The sequence below is a fragment of the Aeromonas caviae genome, assembly GCF_000819785.1.
In the GTDB taxonomy this organism is placed as follows: Bacteria; Pseudomonadota; Gammaproteobacteria; order Enterobacterales; family Aeromonadaceae; genus Aeromonas; species Aeromonas caviae.
This window is the reverse complement of record NZ_CDBK01000098.1, coordinates 1-17762: the sequence shown is the minus strand read 5'-3', so window position 1 is coordinate 17762 and position 17762 is coordinate 1. Positions and strand designations below refer to the sequence as shown.

The following is a 17762-nucleotide window of genomic DNA, read 5'->3' as shown; positions in this document are numbered from 1 at the left end:
AAGGGAGCCCCGCGACCGGGGCTCCCGCATACAGGATGGATTACAGCTTGTAATCGACCCCTGCGTAGACGGTGCGACCTTCCAGGATGAAGTCGGCGTCGGTCGCCACCTCGTCACGCTGGGTGTTGGTGAGGTTGGTGATGCCGAGCTTGAAGTCCAGGGCCGGCGTGACGGTCCACTTGGTATTCACGTCCAGGGTCTGGTAGTGCTTGGAGGTGAATGCCTGGGCGTTGCGGGCCGGCACCTTGATCACCTGACTGCCGACATACTGCCAGGCCAGGTTGGCGCTGACCACGTCGCTCGCCTTCCAGTCCAAGCCGATGTTGCCGGTGTGATCCGGGGTCTTGGCCAGATCGTCACCCGTGCTCTTGTCTTCGGAGTCCAGCAGGGTCAGGTTGCCGGTCAGCTGCACGTTGTCCAGCACGTCGAACCAGCCGGTCAGCTCCAGCCCCTTGATGCGGGCCTTCTTGACGTTGAGGTAGGTCATGACGGTCGGACGGTAGCCCGGGCCCCACTGATCGCTCTGGATCAGATCCTCGATCTCGTTGTGGAAGCCGGTCACCCCTGCGCCGAAGCGATCGGCGTTGTAGGCGGTGCCAAGCTCGTAGCTGACGGAGGTTTCCGGCTTCAGATCCGGGTTGCCGATCACCTTGCAGGCGCCGCGGCAGGCGGTGGTGGCGAACCCTTCGCTGGACTGGGCCAGGGTCGGGGCCTTGAACGCCTTGCCGGCGCCGCCCTTGATCACCCACTCGTCACTCAGGGAGTAGAGGGCGTAGGCACGGGGGCTGAACTCGTTGCCATAGGTCTCGTGGTGATCCAGACGGCCGGAGAGCGTCAGGGCCAGATCCCCAAAGCCGAACTCGTCTTGCAGGTAGAGGGCGCTCTGGCTCGCATCCACGCTGCCGTTCTGGATGCTGCGGCTGTGCTCCAGCTCGGTCTTGCGGAACTCTGCACCCGAGGTCAGCAGGTGATCCCCGAGGTAGCCGCTCAACTGGCCATCCACCGTGTTGTTGGTCTGGGTGATGTCGGCGGCGCCACCGTTGAGCTGGGAGTCATCCATCAGATCGGTCTGCTCGAAGTAGTAACGAGCGCGGCTGTCGAAGTGTTCCCAACGGCCGTTGTGGGTCAGCCCCAGGCTCAGGCGATCGAGTTTCTGCACGTTGTGGGGAGTGGCCGGTGCGGTCGGGGCACGGGGCACGTTGTTGAAGTAGCTGTCCATGTCGTTCTGGTTGTAACCCAGATCGAAGTCGATGTCCTGGTTGTCGGCCACCAGCCACTTCAGGCTGGAGAGCACGTTGACCACTTCCCGTTTCTCCAGGGCGTCGGCATCCGGGTTGTTGGACTGATCGCTCTTCCAGCGATCCCGCTGATAGCCTTCCACCACCACGCTGCCCAGCAGCTTGTTGTCGATCAGGGCGCCGGAGACGAAGGCGCTACCCTGGTTGGCATCCCCGCCATCCCCCTTGGTGGGCATGGTGTGGGTGTAGCCGACGGCCGCTTCGGTGTTCTCCTTGGCCTGGCGCAGGATCACGTTGACCACGCCGCCGAGGGCATCGGCCCCGTACAGGGAGGAGACGGGACCGCGGATCACCTCGATGCGCTCGATGGCGGCCATGGGGATGGAGCTTAAGTCGAAGTCGTTGCCAAAGGAGCTGCCCAGGGTCTCGCGGGCGTTGACCCGCTTGCCGTTGACCAGCAGCAGGGTGTAGTCACCGCCCATGCCGCGGATCTTGATCTCGTTGCGACCCGTGGGGTTGGTGCCGATGATGTTGACACCGGGCACGTGCTTGAGGGCATCGCCGATGTTGTTGACGTTCATCTTGTCCAGATCGGCGCGGGTGACCACGGAGACGCTGGCCGGGGCGGTCAGCTCGGTGTGCTTGGTCTGGGTGGCGGTGACCACCACCGTCTCGTTGGCCTTGACGGACTCGGCCTGGGCCAGGCCCGGTACGGCCAGCAGACCAAGGGAGAGCAGAATGGGGTTCAGTTTAAAGAGGCCGTGCTGCAACTGCATTGTCAAAAACTCCATGGATATAACTGAGGTTATGGGGTCCGGATTCTTCTGATCCGGTGCTCACTGACTTCCTTGTCTGGCGGTGCCAGAGGCAGGATTATTGTTATCTCTTGTGCGCTTCAGGCCCCGGATGAGGAACCAGACACCGGCGCAGGCCACCAGGGTGCACGCAATGTTGATCCAGGCCAGGGTGGGGAAACCGTGCAGGGCGCCCCCCTCGTCGGAGACCAGATATCTGGCGGAGAACAGGCTGCCGAGGCCCGCCGCCACATTGGTGATCGAGCCCTGGAAAGACATAAAGGCGGCGCGCTGATGGGGGGCCGGAATGGCCGCCGTGACCGCGAGGGTGGTGCTGGCACGGGCGGAGCTCAGGGCCATGAAAAGGGTGAACAGCAGATAGAGAGGCAGGCCTGCCGGCAAGGCAAAGCCCACCAGGGTGATCAGGGCCAGGGCCAGGCTGGTGAGCAGGATGGCGCCCTGGGCGCGGCCCTGATCGATCCAGCCGCCGCACAGGCGCATGGTGGCCATGCTGGCAAGACCGCCGCACAGATAGAGGCTGGCGATCTGGTGGCGCGGGAAACCCAGGTTGAACTGGAAGTAGTTGGCAAAGTGCGGAATGAGCAGGAAGTGGCCGAACATCTGCAGGCAGAGGATGAAGAGGGCTCCCTGGCAGAGCGGTGACCCCAGCAACTGGCGCATCCCCTGGCCTGCCGGGGCCCGGTTGACCGGCAGGGACGGCAGCCAGATGGCACACAGCAGGGCCAGCAGCAGGCCCCCTGCACCAAACAAGAGGAAGGGGCTCTGCCAGCCAGACCACTGGGCCAGCACGAGGGCCGCGGGCACGATCAGAATGGCGGCCAGGGAAAACGCCATGCCCACGTAGGCGAGGCGGCGGCCCCGCTCGGCGGGCGGTACCAGATCCAGCACCGCCGCCATCAGGATGGCACCCAGGGGGCCGGCCACGCAGCCGGACAGGATAAAGAGCAGCAGCAGGGTCTGGCTATCCTCGGCCAGGGCGCAAGCCATCAAGAGCAGGAAGCGCAGGATCAGCAGTACCAGCAGGGCGGGTTTGCGGTTGACCCGATCGAGCCAGGGGGCGGCCAGGAGGCCCAGCAGGGCGGCGCCCAGGGTGGCGCCACCGCTGAAGTAACCTGTCTGCTCCGGCAGCATCCCCAGGTGGGTTACCAGTTCCGGGCCAAGGGGCATCACCATCATCATGCAGCCCATGGAGAGCATGTTGATGAGCAGCGCCAGGTGGATGGCGGCAGGGGTGGATGCGACGGATTCTGGCTTCATCAGAGGCTGACTCGAAAAAATGAGTCCGAATTGTATCCGAGGGTTTTTGTTGTGACAACAAATGATAACCATTTTTATTTGTATTGATTGGTATCTTAACGAGTCTTTATCAGGTACCTCTGTGTGGGGTTGCATACCAGGCCCGTTGCAATCGGGGCGCCATGGACCATGATGGCAGGAAGCGAGAGGGTGGCGGTGAACGCCGGGAGGAGAAGATGCGCGCTGGATCAGGGTATTGGGGGCTGGGGTGCTGCCTGTTGCTGGCATTGCCCTTGAGGGCCGAAGTGAAGGTCATACCGGTATTCGAGGCGGATGCCGCGGTGCAGACGCTCAAGGAGATCTACCCGGATCTCGGGGTGAGCGCCATGGGCAACCAGCTGGTACTGAGCGGAACCCCCGCCCAGTTGCAGGAGGCCGAGCGTACCCTGGCGCAAGTGAACCAGCCGCCCCAAAGCCTGCTCATCGAGTGGCGGGTGGATGGTGCCTCCAGCAGTCAGCAGGCCGGAGTGGGGCTGGGCCTGGATGCCAAACGGCAGTGGCTGCTGGAGGGGGATGCCCGGCACTATGAACGCAGCCAGAGTGACAACTGGCAGGTGCGTGGCCTCTCCGGGCGGCCCGTGTTGTTGCAGATGGGGTCCTATCAGCCGGTCACCTTTTACCAGTGGCAGGGGGGAAGGGTGGTGGGCATGATGCCGCTGATGAACGGTCTCTACGCCACCGCGACCCTGATAGGGGACAGGGTGCAGGTGGCCCTCAGCAGTGAACAGGCAAGAGTGGAGCGGGGCAACATACACACCGGCCAGAGTGCCACCGAGGTGAGCGGCGCCCCGGGCCAGTGGCTGACGGTGGGGGAGCTTTCCACAACCCAAGGCAGCCGGGAGGCCGCGATCGCCAATCCATCAGGCATGGGCGGGGCCAGCGGCAGCGAACGCCAGACTCTGCAGATCCGGGTCACGCGCCAGTGAACCAGCCTGTCAGTGGGGCTGATCCAGAGCATAATCCCGCAACTGGCGGCTTCTCAGCAGATACCAGAGCGCCCAGAGGCTGGCGATGAGCACCAGGGCGGTGGGCCAGTTGAACGACCACTGCTGCAGATTGAGGCTGTGCAGTTGCATCAGCAGGCCACTGACGGCAGAGCAGAGCAGCAGCAAGGGGCTGTGGCGTCTGAGCCAGGCTCTGGCACTGTGGGTCTGGCGATGGGTGCCGCCGCAGGCGAGCAGCGCCAGCATGGCGGGCACGTCCGTCAGCAGGCTGATATAGAGGGTGAGCTTGTCCGGGTAGAAGAGGGTCAGGATGGCGCTGCCACTCTCCCGGGTGACCCCCGCCATCAGAAACAGCCAGACCGAGCGGGTCAGCAAGAGGGCGATGGGCCAGAACCAGAGCGGGGGGCGCAACTGGCCGTGATCGTCGTAACGGTGTTCGGGGTAGAGGGTCATGGTGGCCCGGTATCCATTCATGCAGTGCGAGTGATGAAGGGGATATGGGGCACAGGGCAGGCCATTGCAAGGCTGGCAACGGCCGGGAATTAATCGGGGGGCCAGGCCCCCCAATCCGCAGTCTTTAGTTGCCGGGTTCCGGCGTCACAGCCAGCCTTTTCGCTTGAAGAAGAGACCGGTGCCCAGCGATGACATCACCATCAGCACCAGGGAGAGGGGATAGCCGTATTCCCAGGCGAGCTCCGGCATGCGGCCGAAGTTCATGCCGTAGATGCTGGCGATAAGGGTCGGCGGCAGGAAGATGACCGCGGCAACCGAGAAAATCTTGATCACCTTGTTCTGCTCCAGATTGGTCACCCCCATGGAGGCCTCCAGCTGGAAGTTGATCTTGTCGAACAGGAACTGGGTATGGGGCAGCAGGGATTCCACGTCGTGCAGCATCTCGTCGATCCACTTGTTTTGCTCCCCCGTCATGCGCTGGCGCAGACTGCGTTTGAGAAAGCGCAGGGCGCGGCGGGTATCGTGCAAGGAGAGACGGATCTGGCCGTTGGCCTCTTCCTGGGCCATCAGCTCCTTGAGCATGGGGTTGATCTGGTCCGGCTCGAAGATCTGATCGGCGGTGTTCTCCAGGGTCTTGTAGCCATCCTCAATGAGATCCGAGAGATACTCCACCTTGAGGTTCTGCACCTCCAGCAGGATGTCGAGGGCGTCTTCGACCTCCAGTCTGTCCTGGCGCATGTAGTGGCGCAGCAGACGCACCAGGCCGATGTCGTCCTCGCGGATGCTGATCAGCAGGTTGTTGCGCAGGGTAAAAGAGACGTGCACACCCTTGGTGTCGCGACCGATGCGCTGGGGAAACAGGGAGTGGATGTGCAGACCGTCGGTGTCCCAGTAGAAGCGGGCGGATGCCTCGATGTCATCGAGCTCCTCCTTGTCCGGCACCTCCTCCAGGAACAGGCCCGTCAACCATTCTCGCTCCGCAGTGTCCGGCTTGTAGGCATCCAGCCAGACGGTGTTGTCGGGAACGATGTCATCCGGCCCGAGCGTGACTATGTCCAGCACCTTGTTGTTGAGAATGTAGGCGGTGATCATCTGTCCCCCCTTAAGAAGTCATGGGTAATCAGGGATGGTTGCACAGGTTCATGCGGCCTTAGATCGCACGGAAAGCGATCCCATGAAATAGCATAACGAGGCCGATGGACAACCTGAATGCGGCGAACTATACAGGGGCGGGACCCGCTTGTCAGGGCCTATTCATCAGGGGTTCAGCCTGTTCGCTCAAAAAAGCGGCGAGGTCGGATCAGCCGTGGCGACCCCGATGCGGGCGATCCCGGCGTCGCCTCCTTTGTTCGCCCTGGAGTGGGGGAGGGCCCGGGCTCACCGGCGGGAATGGCGGGTTGCTGGTCGCCCTGCGACAGTCCCCGCCAAGCGCAGGAAACGGTCTCCGGGCGGTGTTCCGGGGCTGCGTCTCCTTGTTATCTGCTCTGGTGTGCGTGGGCAAGCCTGTTACAGATTGGGGTAGTTGGGGCCCGAGCCGCCCTGGGGCGGCGTCCAGACGATATTCTGGCTGGGATCCTTGATGTCGCAGGTTTTGCAGTGAATGCAGTTGGCGGCGTTGATCTGCAGCCTTGGCCGGGTATCCCCATCGAGGATCTCGAACACCCCCGCCGGGCAGTAGCGCTGGGCGGGTTCGGCCCAGGTGGGCAGGTTGACCTCGACCGGAATGCGCGCGTCCTGAAGGGTCAGGTGACAGGGTTGATCCTCGTCGTGGCTGGTGCTGGCCAGATAGACGGAAGAGAGCTTGTCGAAGCTGAGCTTGCCGTCGGGTTTGGGGTAGTCGATGGGCTGGCAACGGCTGGCCAGGCGCAGCTGGCGGTAATCCGGTTCCTTGTCCAGCAGAGTAAAAGGAGAGGTCAAGGCAAAGAGTCGCTGCTCCAGCCAGTTGAAGGCGCCGCCGAGCCAGGGGCCGAAGCGGTGCAGGGCGGCCCCAACGTTGCGGGCCCTCTTCAGTTCCCGGGTCAGCCAGCTTTGCAGCAGCGCGTCCTGAAACTCGGCCAGATCCCGTCCCCCTTCATCCCCTCCTCGCAGTGCCATGGCGACCGTCGCGGCCGCCACCATGCCTGACTTCATGGCGGTGTGGATCCCCTTGATGCGGGAGAAGTCGAGGGTGCCCGCGTCACAACCGATGAGCAGGCCGCCGGGAAAGTGCATGCGCGGCAATGAGTGCCAGCCCCCCTTGGTGATGGCCCGCGCGCCGTAGCTGATGCGCTCGCCCCCCTGCAACGTTGCCGCGATGAGGGGGTGGTGCTTGAGACGCTGGAATTCGTCAAAGGGGCTGAGCCAGGGATTCTGGTAGTTGAGATCGACGATAAGGCCGACCGCCACCTGATCCTGGGCCAGATGATAGAGATAGAAGCCCCCCTGACTCTTGTTGCCCTTTCCCTCACCAAGGGGCCAGCCGCTGCCATGGAGCACCCGCCCAGGATGGGATTGTCCCGCAGGCACCTGCCACACCTCCTTGAAGCCGATGGCGTAATGCTGCGGCTGGGCGCTATTTTCCAGATGGAATCGGGCGATCAGCTGTTTGCCGAGGTGGCCGCGCGCCCCTTCGGCAAACAGGGTATAGCGGCCATACAGGGCCATGCCGGGCACGTGATCCGGCTTGGGGTTGCCCTCCTTGTCGAGGCCCAGATCGCCGGTCACCACCCCGCGCACCCGGCCCTCCTCCACGATGAGGGTGCTCGCCGCAAAGCCCGGGTAGATCTCGACACCGAGGGCCTCGGCCTGCTTGCCGAGCCAGCGGCAGAGGGTGCCGAGGCTGATGATGTGGCTGCCGTCGTTGTGCATGCGGGGTGGCACCGCCCAGTGGGGCAGCTGCAGGGAGCGGCTGTCGCTTTGCAGCAGATGGACCTGATCATCCGTCACCGGCACGCCGAGGGGGGCCTCCTGCCAGCTCTCTGGCAGTAGCTCCCTGAGGGCGACGGGATCGAGCAGTGCGCCGGAGATGAGGTGGGCGCCAATCTCGGCCCCCTTCTCCAGCAGGCAGACCGAGAGGGCCGGGGCCTGCTGCTTCAATGCGATGGCGGCACTCAGGCCTGCCGGGCCGCCACCGACGATGACGACATCAAATTCCATTGCTTCGCGTTCCATCTTGCCTCTGCGCTCGACTTGGCCTAGGGTAGTGCTGGTAGTTTACGTAAACGTAAACCACTTTGTCAGCAGAAAAGTGAGTGACGACAAGGTGGACCCACACAACAGGTATGAGGGATGACCGCCATGAAGCTGCTGGTCGCAGTCAAACGGGTCGTTGATTACAACGTCAGGATCCGGGTCAAGGGGGATGGCTCCGATGTGGAGCTCGCCAATGTGAAGATGGGCATCAACCCGTTTTGTGAAATCGCGGTGGAGGAGGGGGTCAGGCTGCGGGAAGCCGGCGTGGCATCCGAGCTGGTGGTGGTGACCTTCGGCCCCGAGGCGGCGGCCGAGCAGTTGCGCCATGCCCTGGCGCTGGGGGCGGATCGGGCGCTGCACTATGTTACCGGCGAGACCCTGACCCCGCTCACCGTGGCCCGGGCCCTGCAAACGGTGTGCGGGCAGGAGCAGCCCGACCTGGTGCTGCTCGGCAAGCAGTCCATCGATTCGGACAACAACCAGGTGGGGCAGATGCTCGCCGCCCTCAATGACTGGCCACTTGCCACCTTCGCTTCCGCCATCAGGCTGGTGGAGGGGGAATTGCAGGTGACCCGCGAGATAGACGGTGGCCTCGAGACCCTCGGGATGGCGCTGCCCGCCGTGGTGACCGTGGACTTGCGCCTCAACGAGCCGCGCTTCGCCTCTCTCCCCAACATCATGAAGGCCAAGCGCAAGCCACTGGAGAGCCAGCCGTTCGCCGCCCTCGGGGTGGTGCCGGCCGGCCAGACACGGCAGCTCGGGGTGATGGCGCCGCCGGTGCGCAGCGCCGGCATCAGGGTGGGCTCGGTGGACGAGCTGCTGGACAAGCTCAAGCACGAAGCCCGGGTGCTCTGATGGGCAGGGGCATGAGAGGGATGCCTCCCACAGGCGTGAGCGCCATGCATGGGGCAGCGGCCCCGGGGAGCAAGGGATCAATGGATGACATGAAGGTGCTGCCATGAGCGTACTTGTGATTGCGGAACATCATCAGGGGCGGATCGCCGACAACCTGGCCCAGCTGGTCACGGCGGCGGGGCGCCTGGGGGGCGAGGTGCACCTCTTGCTGCTGGGGCAGGGGCTGACGGAGGCGGGGGAGCAGGCCGCCGCCCTCACGGGGGTAAACCGGGTGCTGCTGGCAGAACATCCCATGCTGGCGGAGGGGCTCAACGACGGGGTCGACAGACTGCTCGCCGAGGTGGCCAGGGACTACCAGCACTGCCTGATGGCGGCCAGCAGCCAGGGCAAGGATCTGCTGCCGCGGGTGGCGGCCAGGCTCGGGGTGGAGATGATCGCCGAGGTGACCGGCATCGAGGGGCCCGACACTTTCCTGCGTCCCATCTATGCGGGCAACGCCATCGCCCGGGTGGCGAGCAGCGCCCCCGTCAAGGTGCTCACCGTGCGGCCCACCGCGTTCGCCAAGGCCGGGTCCGGGGAGGAGCGTGCCGTGATGGAATCGCTGCCGGTGGCCGAGGTGCGCTGCCGTACCCGGCTCATCGAGCGGCGTGCGGTGCGCTCCGCCAGACCCGAGCTCGGGGCGGCCCGGGTGGTGGTCTCCGGCGGGCGGGCGCTCGGCTCGAAAGAGCACTTTGCCCTCATCGACGCTCTGGCGGACAAGCTGGGGGCTGCCGTCGGGGCATCGCGGGCCGCCGTGGATGCAGGTTATGTCTCCAACGACCTGCAGGTGGGGCAGACCGGCAAGGTGGTGGCCCCCGAGCTCTACATCGCGGTGGGCATCTCGGGCGCCATCCAGCATCTGGCGGGGATGAAGGAGTCCAAGGTGATCGTCGCCATCAACAAGGACGCCGAGGCCCCCATCTTCCAGGTGGCGGACTACGGTCTGGTGGGGGATCTCTTCACCCTGCTGCCGGAGCTCACCGCCAAGCTGTAAATTTGCCACAAAGGGGCGAAGAAAGCCGTCCGTGCTGTCTCGCCCCCGTTTCCATGCATATTCTCTGCAAGCCCTGGCCCGTTCAGGGCTTTTGTCTGATGGGTGCCCGGTGGCACCAGGGCAAAAGGTTGCGCTGGATCCCAAAAAGCCTTTGCCCCCACGGGGGGCTGTCGTGTAAAAACGTTCGAGTCACCGATCACACACATCCATTCACGGAAAGCGTCATGAGCAAACAGATTTACAACTTCTGCGCCGGCCCCGCCATGTTGCCGGTTGAAGTCATGGAGCGCGCCCAGCGCGAATTTTGTAATTTCCAGGGGCTGGGAGCCTCGGTCATGGAGCTTTCCCATCGCGGCAAGCCCTATATGGCGGTCGCCGAGAAGGCCGAAGCGGACCTGCGCGACCTGCTGGCGGTGCCGGACAACTACAAGGTGCTCTTCATGCACGGCGGTGGCCGCGGCCAGTTCTCCGCCGTGCCCATGAACCTGCTGGGTGGCGCCAACAAGAAGGCGGATTACCTGGTGACCGGCGTCTGGGCCCAGAGTGCCGTGGATGAAGCCCAGAAATACGGTGACATCCAGACCTTCCAGGGGGTGGCCAAGAACGAGCAGGGGGTCTCCCACCTGCTGCCGACGCCGGCGTTTCGCGCCGATGCTGCCTATGTACACTACTGCCCGAACGAAACCATCGATGGCATCGAGATGTTCGACATCCCGGCCACCGGCGATGTGCCCCTGGTGGCGGATCTCTCCTCCACCATCCTCTCCCGTCCCCTCGACGTGAGCCGCTTCGGCATCCTCTACGCCGGTGCCCAGAAGAACATAGGCCCCTCTGGTCTGGCCATCGCCATCGTGCGCGACGACCTGCTGAACCAGGCCCGCGCCGATGTGCCGTCCATCTTTGACTACCAGCTCACCGCCAAGAACGACTCCATGTTCAACACGCCCCCCACCTACGCCTGGTATCTGGCCGGTCTGGTGTTCGAGTGGCTCAAGGAGCAGGGTGGCCTGGCGGCGATGGAAGCACGCAACAAGGAGAAGGCCGACTTCCTCTACGGCTACCTCGATCAGTCGAGCTTCTATGGCAACAAGGTGGATGTGGCCTGCCGCTCCCGCATGAACGTGCCCTTCCAGCTGAAAAACGAGGCCCTGGACAAGCTGTTCCTGGCGGAATCGGAAGCGGCCGGTCTGCTGGCCCTCAAGGGACACCGCATCGTCGGTGGCATGCGCGCCAGCCTCTACAACGCCATGCCCCTGGAAGGGGTCAAGGCCCTGGTCAGCTTTATGGATGATTTTGCCAAACGCCACGGTTGAGGCGTGTCTCCCCATTGCCAGACGCCGGGGACTCCCCGGCGTCTGTTTTTCAGACCCATCCTGACCCAGGCTGCCCTCTCCCGCGGTCGTGCCACTGTCGAACTTGCCGCGGGGGACGCGGGCTGTTAACGTCCGGTCAGGTGATTTAATTGAGATCGAACAGGAAGTCTATGAATTCGTTGCGTTTGGAACCCATTTCTAGCGTGGCCGGGGTGGTCAATCTGCCCGGCTCCAAGAGTGTCTCTAACCGGGCCCTGCTGCTGGCGGCCCTGGCCCGGGGCACCACCCGGCTGACCAACCTGCTCGACAGCGATGACATCCGCCACATGCTGGCGGCGCTGACCCAGCTCGGCGTCAAGTACAAGCTCTCCGCCGACAAGACCGAGTGCACCGTGCATGGTCTGGGTCGCAGCTTCGCGGTCTCGGCACCGGTCAACCTGTTCCTCGGCAATGCCGGTACTGCCATGCGCCCCCTGTGCGCCGCCCTGTGCCTGGGCTCCGGCGAGTACACCCTGGGCGGCGAGCCGCGCATGGAAGAGCGCCCCATCGGCCACCTGGTGGATGCCCTGCGCGAAGCGGGTGCCCACATCCAGTACCTGAAGAAAGATGGCTATCCGCCCCTGGTGGTGGATGCCAAGGGGCTCTGGGGTGGCGATGTCCACATCGACGGCTCCGTCTCCAGCCAGTTCCTGACGGCGTTCTTGATGGCGGCCCCCATGGCGGCCGGCGACACCCGCATCCACATCAAGGGGGAGCTGGTCTCCAAGCCCTACATCGACATCACCCTGCACATCATGAAGCAGTTCGGGGTGGTCATCGAGCACGACGACTACAAGGTGTTCTACATCAAGGGCAACCAGACCTATGTCAGCCCGGGGGACTTCCTGGTGGAAGGGGATGCCTCCAGCGCCTCCTACTTCCTCGCGGCGGGCGCCATCAAGGGCAAGGTGCGGGTTACCGGCATCGGCAAGCACAGCATCCAGGGGGACATCCACTTCGCCGACGTACTGGAGAAGATGGGGGCCCGCATCACCTGGGGCGATGACTTCATCGAGGCCGAGCAGGGGCCGTTGCACGGCATCGACATGGACATGAACCACATCCCGGATGCGGCCATGACCATCGCCACCACGGCGCTGTTTGCCGAGGGCACCACCACCATCCGCAACATCTACAACTGGCGGGTGAAGGAGACCGACCGCCTGCACGCCATGGCGACCGAGCTGCGCAAGCTGGGCGTGGAAGTGGAGGAGGGGCACGACTTCATCACCGTGATCCCGCCCGCACAGCTGACCCACGCGGCCATCGACACCTACAACGATCACCGCATCGCCATGTGCTTCTCCCTGGTGGCGCTCTCCGATACGCCGGTCACCATCAATGATCCGGGTTGTACCTCCAAGACCTTCCCGGACTACTTCGACAAGCTGGCCAGCGTCAGTCAGGCTTGAGCCCTTTCGGCCCGCTTCGTGCGGGCCTTTTCATCTCTGCCCCCCGCTTTTTTCATGCCTCTTAGCAGCATTATGCAAACTTGCAAGGTGCGATAATAAAATTCCTTGTCGAAGAATGTAATTTTCTATTTACACCGACCCGGCACAGGGCTAGATTGAGATCTCTTTATCGCAGTCATCTAGCAGGAAACTTGGTCATGCAGCATCAAACCGACGACGTTCGTATCAGTGAAATCAAAGAGTTATTGCCCCCGGTTGCGGTGCTTGAGAAGTTTCCGGCGACCGACACCGCCTCGGCCACCGTGTTTGAATCCCGTCAGGCCATCCACAACATCCTGGCCGGCGACGATGATCGCCTGCTGGTGGTGATCGGCCCCTGCTCCATCCACGATCCGGTCGCCGCCCTGGAATACGGCAAACGCCTCAAGGTGCTGCGCGACGAGCTGAAAGATCAGCTGGAGATCGTGATGCGGGTCTACTTCGAAAAACCCCGTACCACAGTGGGCTGGAAGGGGCTGATCAACGACCCCTACCTCGACAACAGCTGCCAGATCAATGACGGCCTGCGCCTGGGTCGCAAGCTCTTGCTGGATCTCAACGACATGGGGCTGCCGACCGCCTCCGAGTTCCTCGACATGATCACCCCGCAATACGTGGCGGATCTGATGAGCTGGGGTGCCATCGGCGCCCGTACCACCGAATCCCAGGTACACCGCGAGCTGGCCTCCGGTCTCTCCTGCCCGGTGGGCTTCAAGAACGGCACCGACGGCACCATCAAGGTGGCCATCGACGCCATCGGCGCTGCCAGCGCCCCGCACCACTTCCTGTCGGTGACCAAGTACGGCCACTCCGCCATCGTCTCGACCGCTGGCAACCCGGACTGTCACATCATCCTGCGCGGTGGCCGCGAGCCCAACTACAGCGCCCGTCACGTGGATGAGGTGGTGAGTGGTCTGGACAAGGCCGGTCTGCCCCAGAAAGTGATGATCGACTTCAGCCACGCCAACAGCAGCAAGCAGTTCAAGAACCAGATGCTGGTGGCCGAGGACGTGGCCGGTCAGCTGCGTGCCGGCAGCAAGGCGGTGTTCGGCGTCATGGTGGAGAGTCACCTGGTGGAAGGGCGTCAGGATCTGGTGGACGGGTGCGAGCTCACCTTCGGCCAGAGCATCACCGACGCCTGCATCGGCTGGGCCGATACCGAGGTGCTGCTGCGCAACCTGGCGGACGCCGTGGCCGCTCGCAACGCCCTCTGAGCCCAAGGCGCCCCGTTGGCGGGGCAATAAAAAAGCGCGACCCTGGGTCGCGCTTTTTGTTTGGCCATCTCTCGGCAGGTTGCGGTTTACTTGGCCCGCTCCTGGTGGCCGCGCAGGCGGATGTTGATCATCTCCACCACCAGCGAGAAGGCCATGGCGAAGTAGATGTAACCCTTGGGAATGTGCAGATCCAGCCCTTCGGCCATCAGCGCCACCCCGACCAGGATAAGGAAGGAGAGGGCCAGCATCTTGATGGTGGGGTGGGTATCGACGAAGTCGCCGATGGCCTTGGCGGCAAACATCATGACGCCGACGGCGATGATGATGGCCAGCACCATGACAGGGACATGATCCGCCATGCCCACGGCGGTGATGACGGAGTCCAGGCTGAAGATGATGTCGAGGATGGCGATCTGCACCAGGGTGGACAGGAAGCCCGCGGTCTTGCTCACCACACCCGCCTCTTCGGCGGCCCCTTCCAGGCTCTGGTGGATCTCGTGGGTGCTCTTGGCGATGAGGAACAGACCCCCCACCAGCAGGATGAGATCCCGTCCCGAGATGGCTTCCCCCAGCACGGTGAAGATGGGCTCGGTGAGGCGCATCACCCAGGCCAGGGAGAGCAGCAGCAGGATGCGGGTGCCCATGGCGAGCCCCAGCCCCAGGATGCGCGCTTTCTGGCGCTGGGCTTCCGGCAGGCGACCCACCAGGATGGAGATGAAAATGATGTTGTCGATGCCGAGCACGATCTCGAGCAGGGTCAGGGTGGCGAGCGCGACCCAGGCGGAGGGGTCAGCAATCCATTCCAGCATGATTGAACCTTGGTTGAACAGTGATTGAGGTAGAAGCCGCGCATTTTAGCAGGGGGTCATGGCTTGTCCCAGTGGCGGGAAAAGATAAAAATGGCGGCGATCCAACAGGAGGGAAACATGTTTCGATTAGGGCTCATCATCAACCCCGTCGCCGGCATCGGCGGGGCCGTCGGTCTCAAGGGCAGTGACGGCATGGTCGCCGAGGCGCTGGCGCGCGGGGCCGTCCCCAAGGCCCGGGAGCGGGCCCGCCAGGCCCTGTTGCCCCTGTGCGAGCTGACCACGTCATTCGAGCTGCTGACGGTGGCCGGTGAGATGGGGGAGACGCTTGCCGCAGAGCTCGGGCTGCCCCATCGCATCGTCCATCGGCCTGCCGGGGCGCAGACGAGCGCCGAGGACACCCGGGCTGCCGCCCTGGCCCTGCGCGATGCCGGGGTGGATCTGCTGCTCTTCGCCGGTGGCGATGGCACCGCCCGTGACATCTGCGCGGCGGTGGGGGAGTCCTGCCATGTGCTCGGCATCCCGGCGGGGTGCAAAATCCACTCTGGGGTCTACGGGGTGACGCCGGCGGCGAGCGGCCGGGTGGCGGCCAGAATGATCGCAGGGGAGCTTCTGAGCCTGGTGGATGCGGAGGTGATGGACATCGACGAGGAGGCGTTTCGCGCCGGCAAGGTGCGCGCCCGCCACTACGGCCAGCTGCTGGTGCCCGGTGATCTGCGCTACGTGCAGGCGGTCAAGCAGGGGGGGCGGGAGTCCGAGGAGCTGGTGCTCGCCGATCTCGCCGCTGGCGTGGTGGAGCAGATGGAGCCCGATACCCTCTACCTGATGGGGTCGGGGAGCACGGTGGCCGCCTGCATGGGGGAGCTGGGTCTGGAAAATACCTTGCTCGGTGTGGATCTGGTGGAAAATGGCCGGCTTATCGGGCAGGATCTGTCCGCCGCCGAGATCCTGACCCGGATCCGCGGCCGTCGCTGCCGTCTGATCATCACCCTGATCGGCGGTCAGGGACATCTGTTCGGGCGCGGAAATCAGCAATTGAGTCCAGACGTGATCCGGGCCGTCGGGCGCGAGCATATCCAGGTGCTCGCCACCAAAGCCAAGCTGGCGGCGCTAGAAGGCCGTCCGCTGCTGGTGGACACCGACGATCCGGCACTGAACCGGTCGTTGAGTGGTTATCTGCGCATAACCACGGGATACAAGGATCAGGTCATCTACCCGGTGGCCAACCCGGAATAGGACATCAAGGATGCGGCTGGCCTGGCGCCAGAGAGCCGCGATCAACCGGATCGCGGTTCCACTCCCCGAATTTTTTGCCGGCAACCCCGGAAATGAGGCTGCGTTAAATGACGATTCACGATTTTGAACACAAGTTGTTGGGACTGATCGACGCCATGGTCGCCACGGCCAGCGAAGACGAGCTGTTTGCGGGTGGCTATCTGCGAGGGCACATCTCCCTTGCGGTGGCGCGCGCCGAGCTGGAGGGCAAGACCCTGGTGCGGGACGTCAAGAGCTATGTGCTGCGCAGCCTGAACGAGGCCATCTTGCAGGGTGAGCTCTCCGAGCAGGACGAGGTGCTGGTGCAGGAGATGTGGAAGCGTCTGCAGGCCCAGGCGGAAGCTTGATCCCATTCGCAGTTCAAACACAAGTTTAAGTAATCTGCTTCCCTGAGTGTTATCAAAAGGTTAATAATGAGGCTCGCCTTTTGTTTCAGGGATTAAACCATGGCCTCCACCTCACGCATTGCCACCAGACTGCCGCTCGAGATGCTCTATCACTGGGAGCGGCAGTGTCCCGACCGAATCTATCTGCGTCAGACCATCCACCGCGAATACGTCGACTTCACCTGGGGTGAGGTTGCCGACGAGGCGCGGCGCATGGTGACGGCACTGCGCGCCCTGGGCCTGGTGCCCGGTGACAAGGTGGCCCTGCTCTCCAAGAATTGCGCCCAGTGGTTCATCGCCGATCTGGCGATGCAGATGGGGGGATACGTGAGCGTGCCCATCTACCCCACCGCCAACGTCGACACCATCGAATACGTGCTGCGCCACAGCGAAACCAGGGCGATCTTCGTCGGCAAGCTGGACGACTGGAAGAGCCAGGAGGCGGGGGTGCCCGGGGATCTGCTGCGTATCGCCCTGCCTTACGACACCATGCCGGCCGCCCACCAGTGGGACGATCTGCTGGCGCAATACGACCCCATCCCGGACAGCCCGGTGCAGGCGCCGGATGCCCTGCTGAGCCTGGTCTACACCTCCGGCAGCACCGGCAAGCCCAAGGGGGCCATGCTGAGCGTGGAGCGCTACGCCTGGTCCTGCGAGAAGCTGGTGGAGGCGGTCTCCCTCACCGCCGAGGATCGCGGCTTCTCCTACCTGCCCCTTGCCCACATCACCGAGCGGGTCTACATCTACGGCGGCAGCCTGTTCAGCGGTGCCACCATCGCCTTCCCCGAATCCCTCGACACCTTCATCGAGGACGTCAAGCGCTGCCGTCCCACCGTCTTCATCTCGGTGCCGCGGCTCTGGGCCATGTTCCGCATCAAGATCCACGAGAAGCTGCCCCAGAAAAAGCTGGCGCTGCTGCTCAAGATCCCCCTCGTCTCCAGCCTCATCAAGAGCAAGCTGCAAAAGGGGCTGGGGCTGGATCAGGCGCGGGTGCTGGGCTGCGGCTCGGCGCCGGTGGCCCCGGCGCTGCTGGAGTGGTATCACAGCATCGGCATCCATATCACCGAGGCCTGGGGCATGACCGAGAACCACGCCTACTCCACCCTCAACTACCCCTTCCGGGCGGACAAGATAGGCACCGTCGGCAAGGCCGGGCCCGGGGTGACCATCAAGATCTCCGACGAGGGGGAGATCCTCTGTCGCTGCGACGGCATGATGGTGGGCTACTACAAGGATCCCGAACACAGTGCAGAGGCCATCGACGCCGAGGGCTGGTTGCACACCGGTGACATGGGCAAGCTGGACAGGGAGGGTTACCTCACCATCACTGGCCGCATGAAGGATGTCTTCAAGACCGCCAAGGGCAAGTACGTGGCCCCGGTGCCCATCGAGGGGATGCTCGGGCAGGAGCCCATCATCGAGCAGCTCTGCGTCATCGGCTACGGCATGCCGCAGCCGATGACGCAGAGCTGC

15 protein-coding genes are annotated in these 17762 nt (G+C 63.8%); 9 read left to right on the top strand and 6 right to left on the bottom strand.

Annotated features, from left to right (window positions below):
• Nucleotides 1-40 precede the first annotated feature (40 nt).
• Nucleotides 41-2014: a siderophore amonabactin TonB-dependent receptor gene (locus BN1120_RS17355; RefSeq protein ID WP_042017256.1), complete on the bottom strand. Its 1974-nt coding sequence runs from the start codon at nucleotides 2012-2014 to the stop codon at nucleotides 41-43.
• A 60-nt stretch (nucleotides 2015-2074) separates the two neighbouring features.
• Nucleotides 2075-3310 carry an MFS transporter gene (locus tag BN1120_RS17350; protein ID WP_042017254.1) on the bottom strand — a complete coding sequence of 412 codons (1236 nt, stop codon included), beginning with the start codon at nucleotides 3308-3310 and terminating at the stop codon, nucleotides 2075-2077.
• A 215-nt stretch (nucleotides 3311-3525) separates the two neighbouring features.
• On the opposite strand from BN1120_RS17350, the gene BN1120_RS17345 reads away from it, so the two are divergent.
• Nucleotides 3526-4275 (top strand): hypothetical protein, encoded by a 750-nt coding sequence (locus BN1120_RS17345; protein ID WP_041212937.1) that lies wholly within the window; start codon nucleotides 3526-3528, stop codon nucleotides 4273-4275.
• Between the two features lie 9 nt (nucleotides 4276-4284).
• Here BN1120_RS17345 and BN1120_RS17340 read toward each other — a convergent pair whose 3' ends face one another.
• The 3 genes from BN1120_RS17340 to BN1120_RS17330 form a co-directional block, all read right to left on the bottom strand.
• Nucleotides 4285-4746, bottom strand: a complete 462-nt coding sequence (locus BN1120_RS17340) for a DUF2919 domain-containing protein (protein ID WP_039038891.1) — start codon at nucleotides 4744-4746, stop codon at nucleotides 4285-4287.
• 144 nt (nucleotides 4747-4890) lie between these two features.
• Nucleotides 4891-5838 (bottom strand): magnesium/cobalt transporter CorA, encoded by a 948-nt coding sequence (gene corA, locus BN1120_RS17335; protein ID WP_005301617.1) that lies wholly within the window; start codon nucleotides 5836-5838, stop codon nucleotides 4891-4893.
• A gap of 414 nt (nucleotides 5839-6252) precedes the next feature.
• The gene (locus BN1120_RS17330) at nucleotides 6253-7896 is read right to left on the bottom strand and encodes an electron transfer flavoprotein-ubiquinone oxidoreductase (protein ID WP_042017253.1); all 1644 of its coding nucleotides are present in this window, start codon (nucleotides 7894-7896) and stop codon (nucleotides 6253-6255) included.
• 126 nt (nucleotides 7897-8022) lie between these two features.
• Here BN1120_RS17330 and BN1120_RS17325 point away from each other — a divergent pair, with 126 nt between their 5' ends.
• The 5 genes from BN1120_RS17325 to aroG all read left to right on the top strand — a co-directional run bounded on the left by BN1120_RS17325 (nucleotide 8023) and on the right by aroG (nucleotide 13822).
• The gene (locus tag BN1120_RS17325; protein ID WP_039038996.1) at nucleotides 8023-8772 is read left to right on the top strand and encodes an electron transfer flavoprotein subunit beta/FixA family protein; all 750 of its coding nucleotides are present in this window, start codon (nucleotides 8023-8025) and stop codon (nucleotides 8770-8772) included.
• A 103-nt stretch (nucleotides 8773-8875) separates the two neighbouring features.
• Nucleotides 8876-9805, top strand: a complete 930-nt coding sequence (locus tag BN1120_RS17320) for an electron transfer flavoprotein subunit alpha/FixB family protein (protein WP_042017251.1) — start codon at nucleotides 8876-8878, stop codon at nucleotides 9803-9805.
• Between the two features lie 224 nt (nucleotides 9806-10029).
• A complete protein-coding gene (gene serC, locus BN1120_RS17315) occupies nucleotides 10030-11118 on the top strand; it encodes a 3-phosphoserine/phosphohydroxythreonine transaminase (protein WP_010674452.1) in 1089 nt (362 codons plus the stop codon).
• A gap of 170 nt (nucleotides 11119-11288) precedes the next feature.
• On the top strand, nucleotides 11289-12569 hold the full coding sequence (gene aroA / locus BN1120_RS17310) for a 3-phosphoshikimate 1-carboxyvinyltransferase (RefSeq protein ID WP_041212941.1): 1281 nt from the start codon (nucleotides 11289-11291) through the stop codon (nucleotides 12567-12569).
• 197 nt (nucleotides 12570-12766) lie between these two features.
• Nucleotides 12767-13822: a 3-deoxy-7-phosphoheptulonate synthase AroG gene (aroG, locus tag BN1120_RS17305; protein WP_041212942.1), complete on the top strand. Its 1056-nt coding sequence runs from the start codon at nucleotides 12767-12769 to the stop codon at nucleotides 13820-13822.
• A gap of 86 nt (nucleotides 13823-13908) precedes the next feature.
• Here aroG and BN1120_RS17300 read toward each other — a convergent pair whose 3' ends face one another.
• A complete protein-coding gene (locus BN1120_RS17300; RefSeq protein ID WP_042017249.1) occupies nucleotides 13909-14631 on the bottom strand; it encodes a TerC family protein in 723 nt (240 codons plus the stop codon).
• Nucleotides 14632-14748: 117 nt separating this feature from the next.
• On the opposite strand from BN1120_RS17300, the gene BN1120_RS17295 reads away from it, so the two are divergent.
• The 3 genes from BN1120_RS17295 to BN1120_RS17285 form a co-directional block, all read left to right on the top strand.
• A complete protein-coding gene (locus tag BN1120_RS17295) occupies nucleotides 14749-15864 on the top strand; it encodes an ATP-NAD kinase family protein (RefSeq protein ID WP_042017248.1) in 1116 nt (371 codons plus the stop codon).
• A gap of 107 nt (nucleotides 15865-15971) precedes the next feature.
• Nucleotides 15972-16250, top strand: coding sequence for a YfcL family protein (locus tag BN1120_RS17290; protein WP_010674457.1), 279 nt, complete (start codon nucleotides 15972-15974; stop codon nucleotides 16248-16250).
• 99 nt (nucleotides 16251-16349) lie between these two features.
• Nucleotides 16350-17762 (top strand): AMP-binding protein (locus BN1120_RS17285; RefSeq protein ID WP_042017246.1); only part of this gene is annotated, 1413 nt, incomplete at its 3' end.

Coding starts and splice junctions, on each gene's coding strand:
- BN1120_RS17340 (WP_039038891.1), bottom strand. CDS start 4,746: ATGACCCTCTACCCCGAACACCGTTACGACGATCACGGCCAGTTGCGC.
- BN1120_RS17320 (WP_042017251.1), top strand. CDS start 8,876: ATGAGCGTACTTGTGATTGCGGAACATCATCAGGGGCGGATCGCCGAC.
- aroA (WP_041212941.1), top strand. CDS start 11,289: ATGAATTCGTTGCGTTTGGAACCCATTTCTAGCGTGGCCGGGGTGGTC.
- BN1120_RS17300 (WP_042017249.1), bottom strand. CDS start 14,631: ATGCTGGAATGGATTGCTGACCCCTCCGCCTGGGTCGCGCTCGCCACC.
- BN1120_RS17330 (WP_042017253.1), bottom strand. CDS start 7,896: ATGGAACGCGAAGCAATGGAATTTGATGTCGTCATCGTCGGTGGCGGC.
- BN1120_RS17355 (WP_042017256.1), bottom strand. CDS start 2,014: ATGCAGTTGCAGCACGGCCTCTTTAAACTGAACCCCATTCTGCTCTCC.
- BN1120_RS17345 (WP_041212937.1), top strand. CDS start 3,526: ATGCGCGCTGGATCAGGGTATTGGGGGCTGGGGTGCTGCCTGTTGCTG.
- serC (WP_010674452.1), top strand. CDS start 10,030: ATGAGCAAACAGATTTACAACTTCTGCGCCGGCCCCGCCATGTTGCCG.
- BN1120_RS17295 (WP_042017248.1), top strand. CDS start 14,749: ATGTTTCGATTAGGGCTCATCATCAACCCCGTCGCCGGCATCGGCGGG.
- aroG (WP_041212942.1), top strand. CDS start 12,767: ATGCAGCATCAAACCGACGACGTTCGTATCAGTGAAATCAAAGAGTTA.
- corA (WP_005301617.1), bottom strand. CDS start 5,838: ATGATCACCGCCTACATTCTCAACAACAAGGTGCTGGACATAGTCACG.
- BN1120_RS17325 (WP_039038996.1), top strand. CDS start 8,023: ATGAAGCTGCTGGTCGCAGTCAAACGGGTCGTTGATTACAACGTCAGG.
- BN1120_RS17290 (WP_010674457.1), top strand. CDS start 15,972: ATGACGATTCACGATTTTGAACACAAGTTGTTGGGACTGATCGACGCC.
- BN1120_RS17350 (WP_042017254.1), bottom strand. CDS start 3,310: ATGAAGCCAGAATCCGTCGCATCCACCCCTGCCGCCATCCACCTGGCG.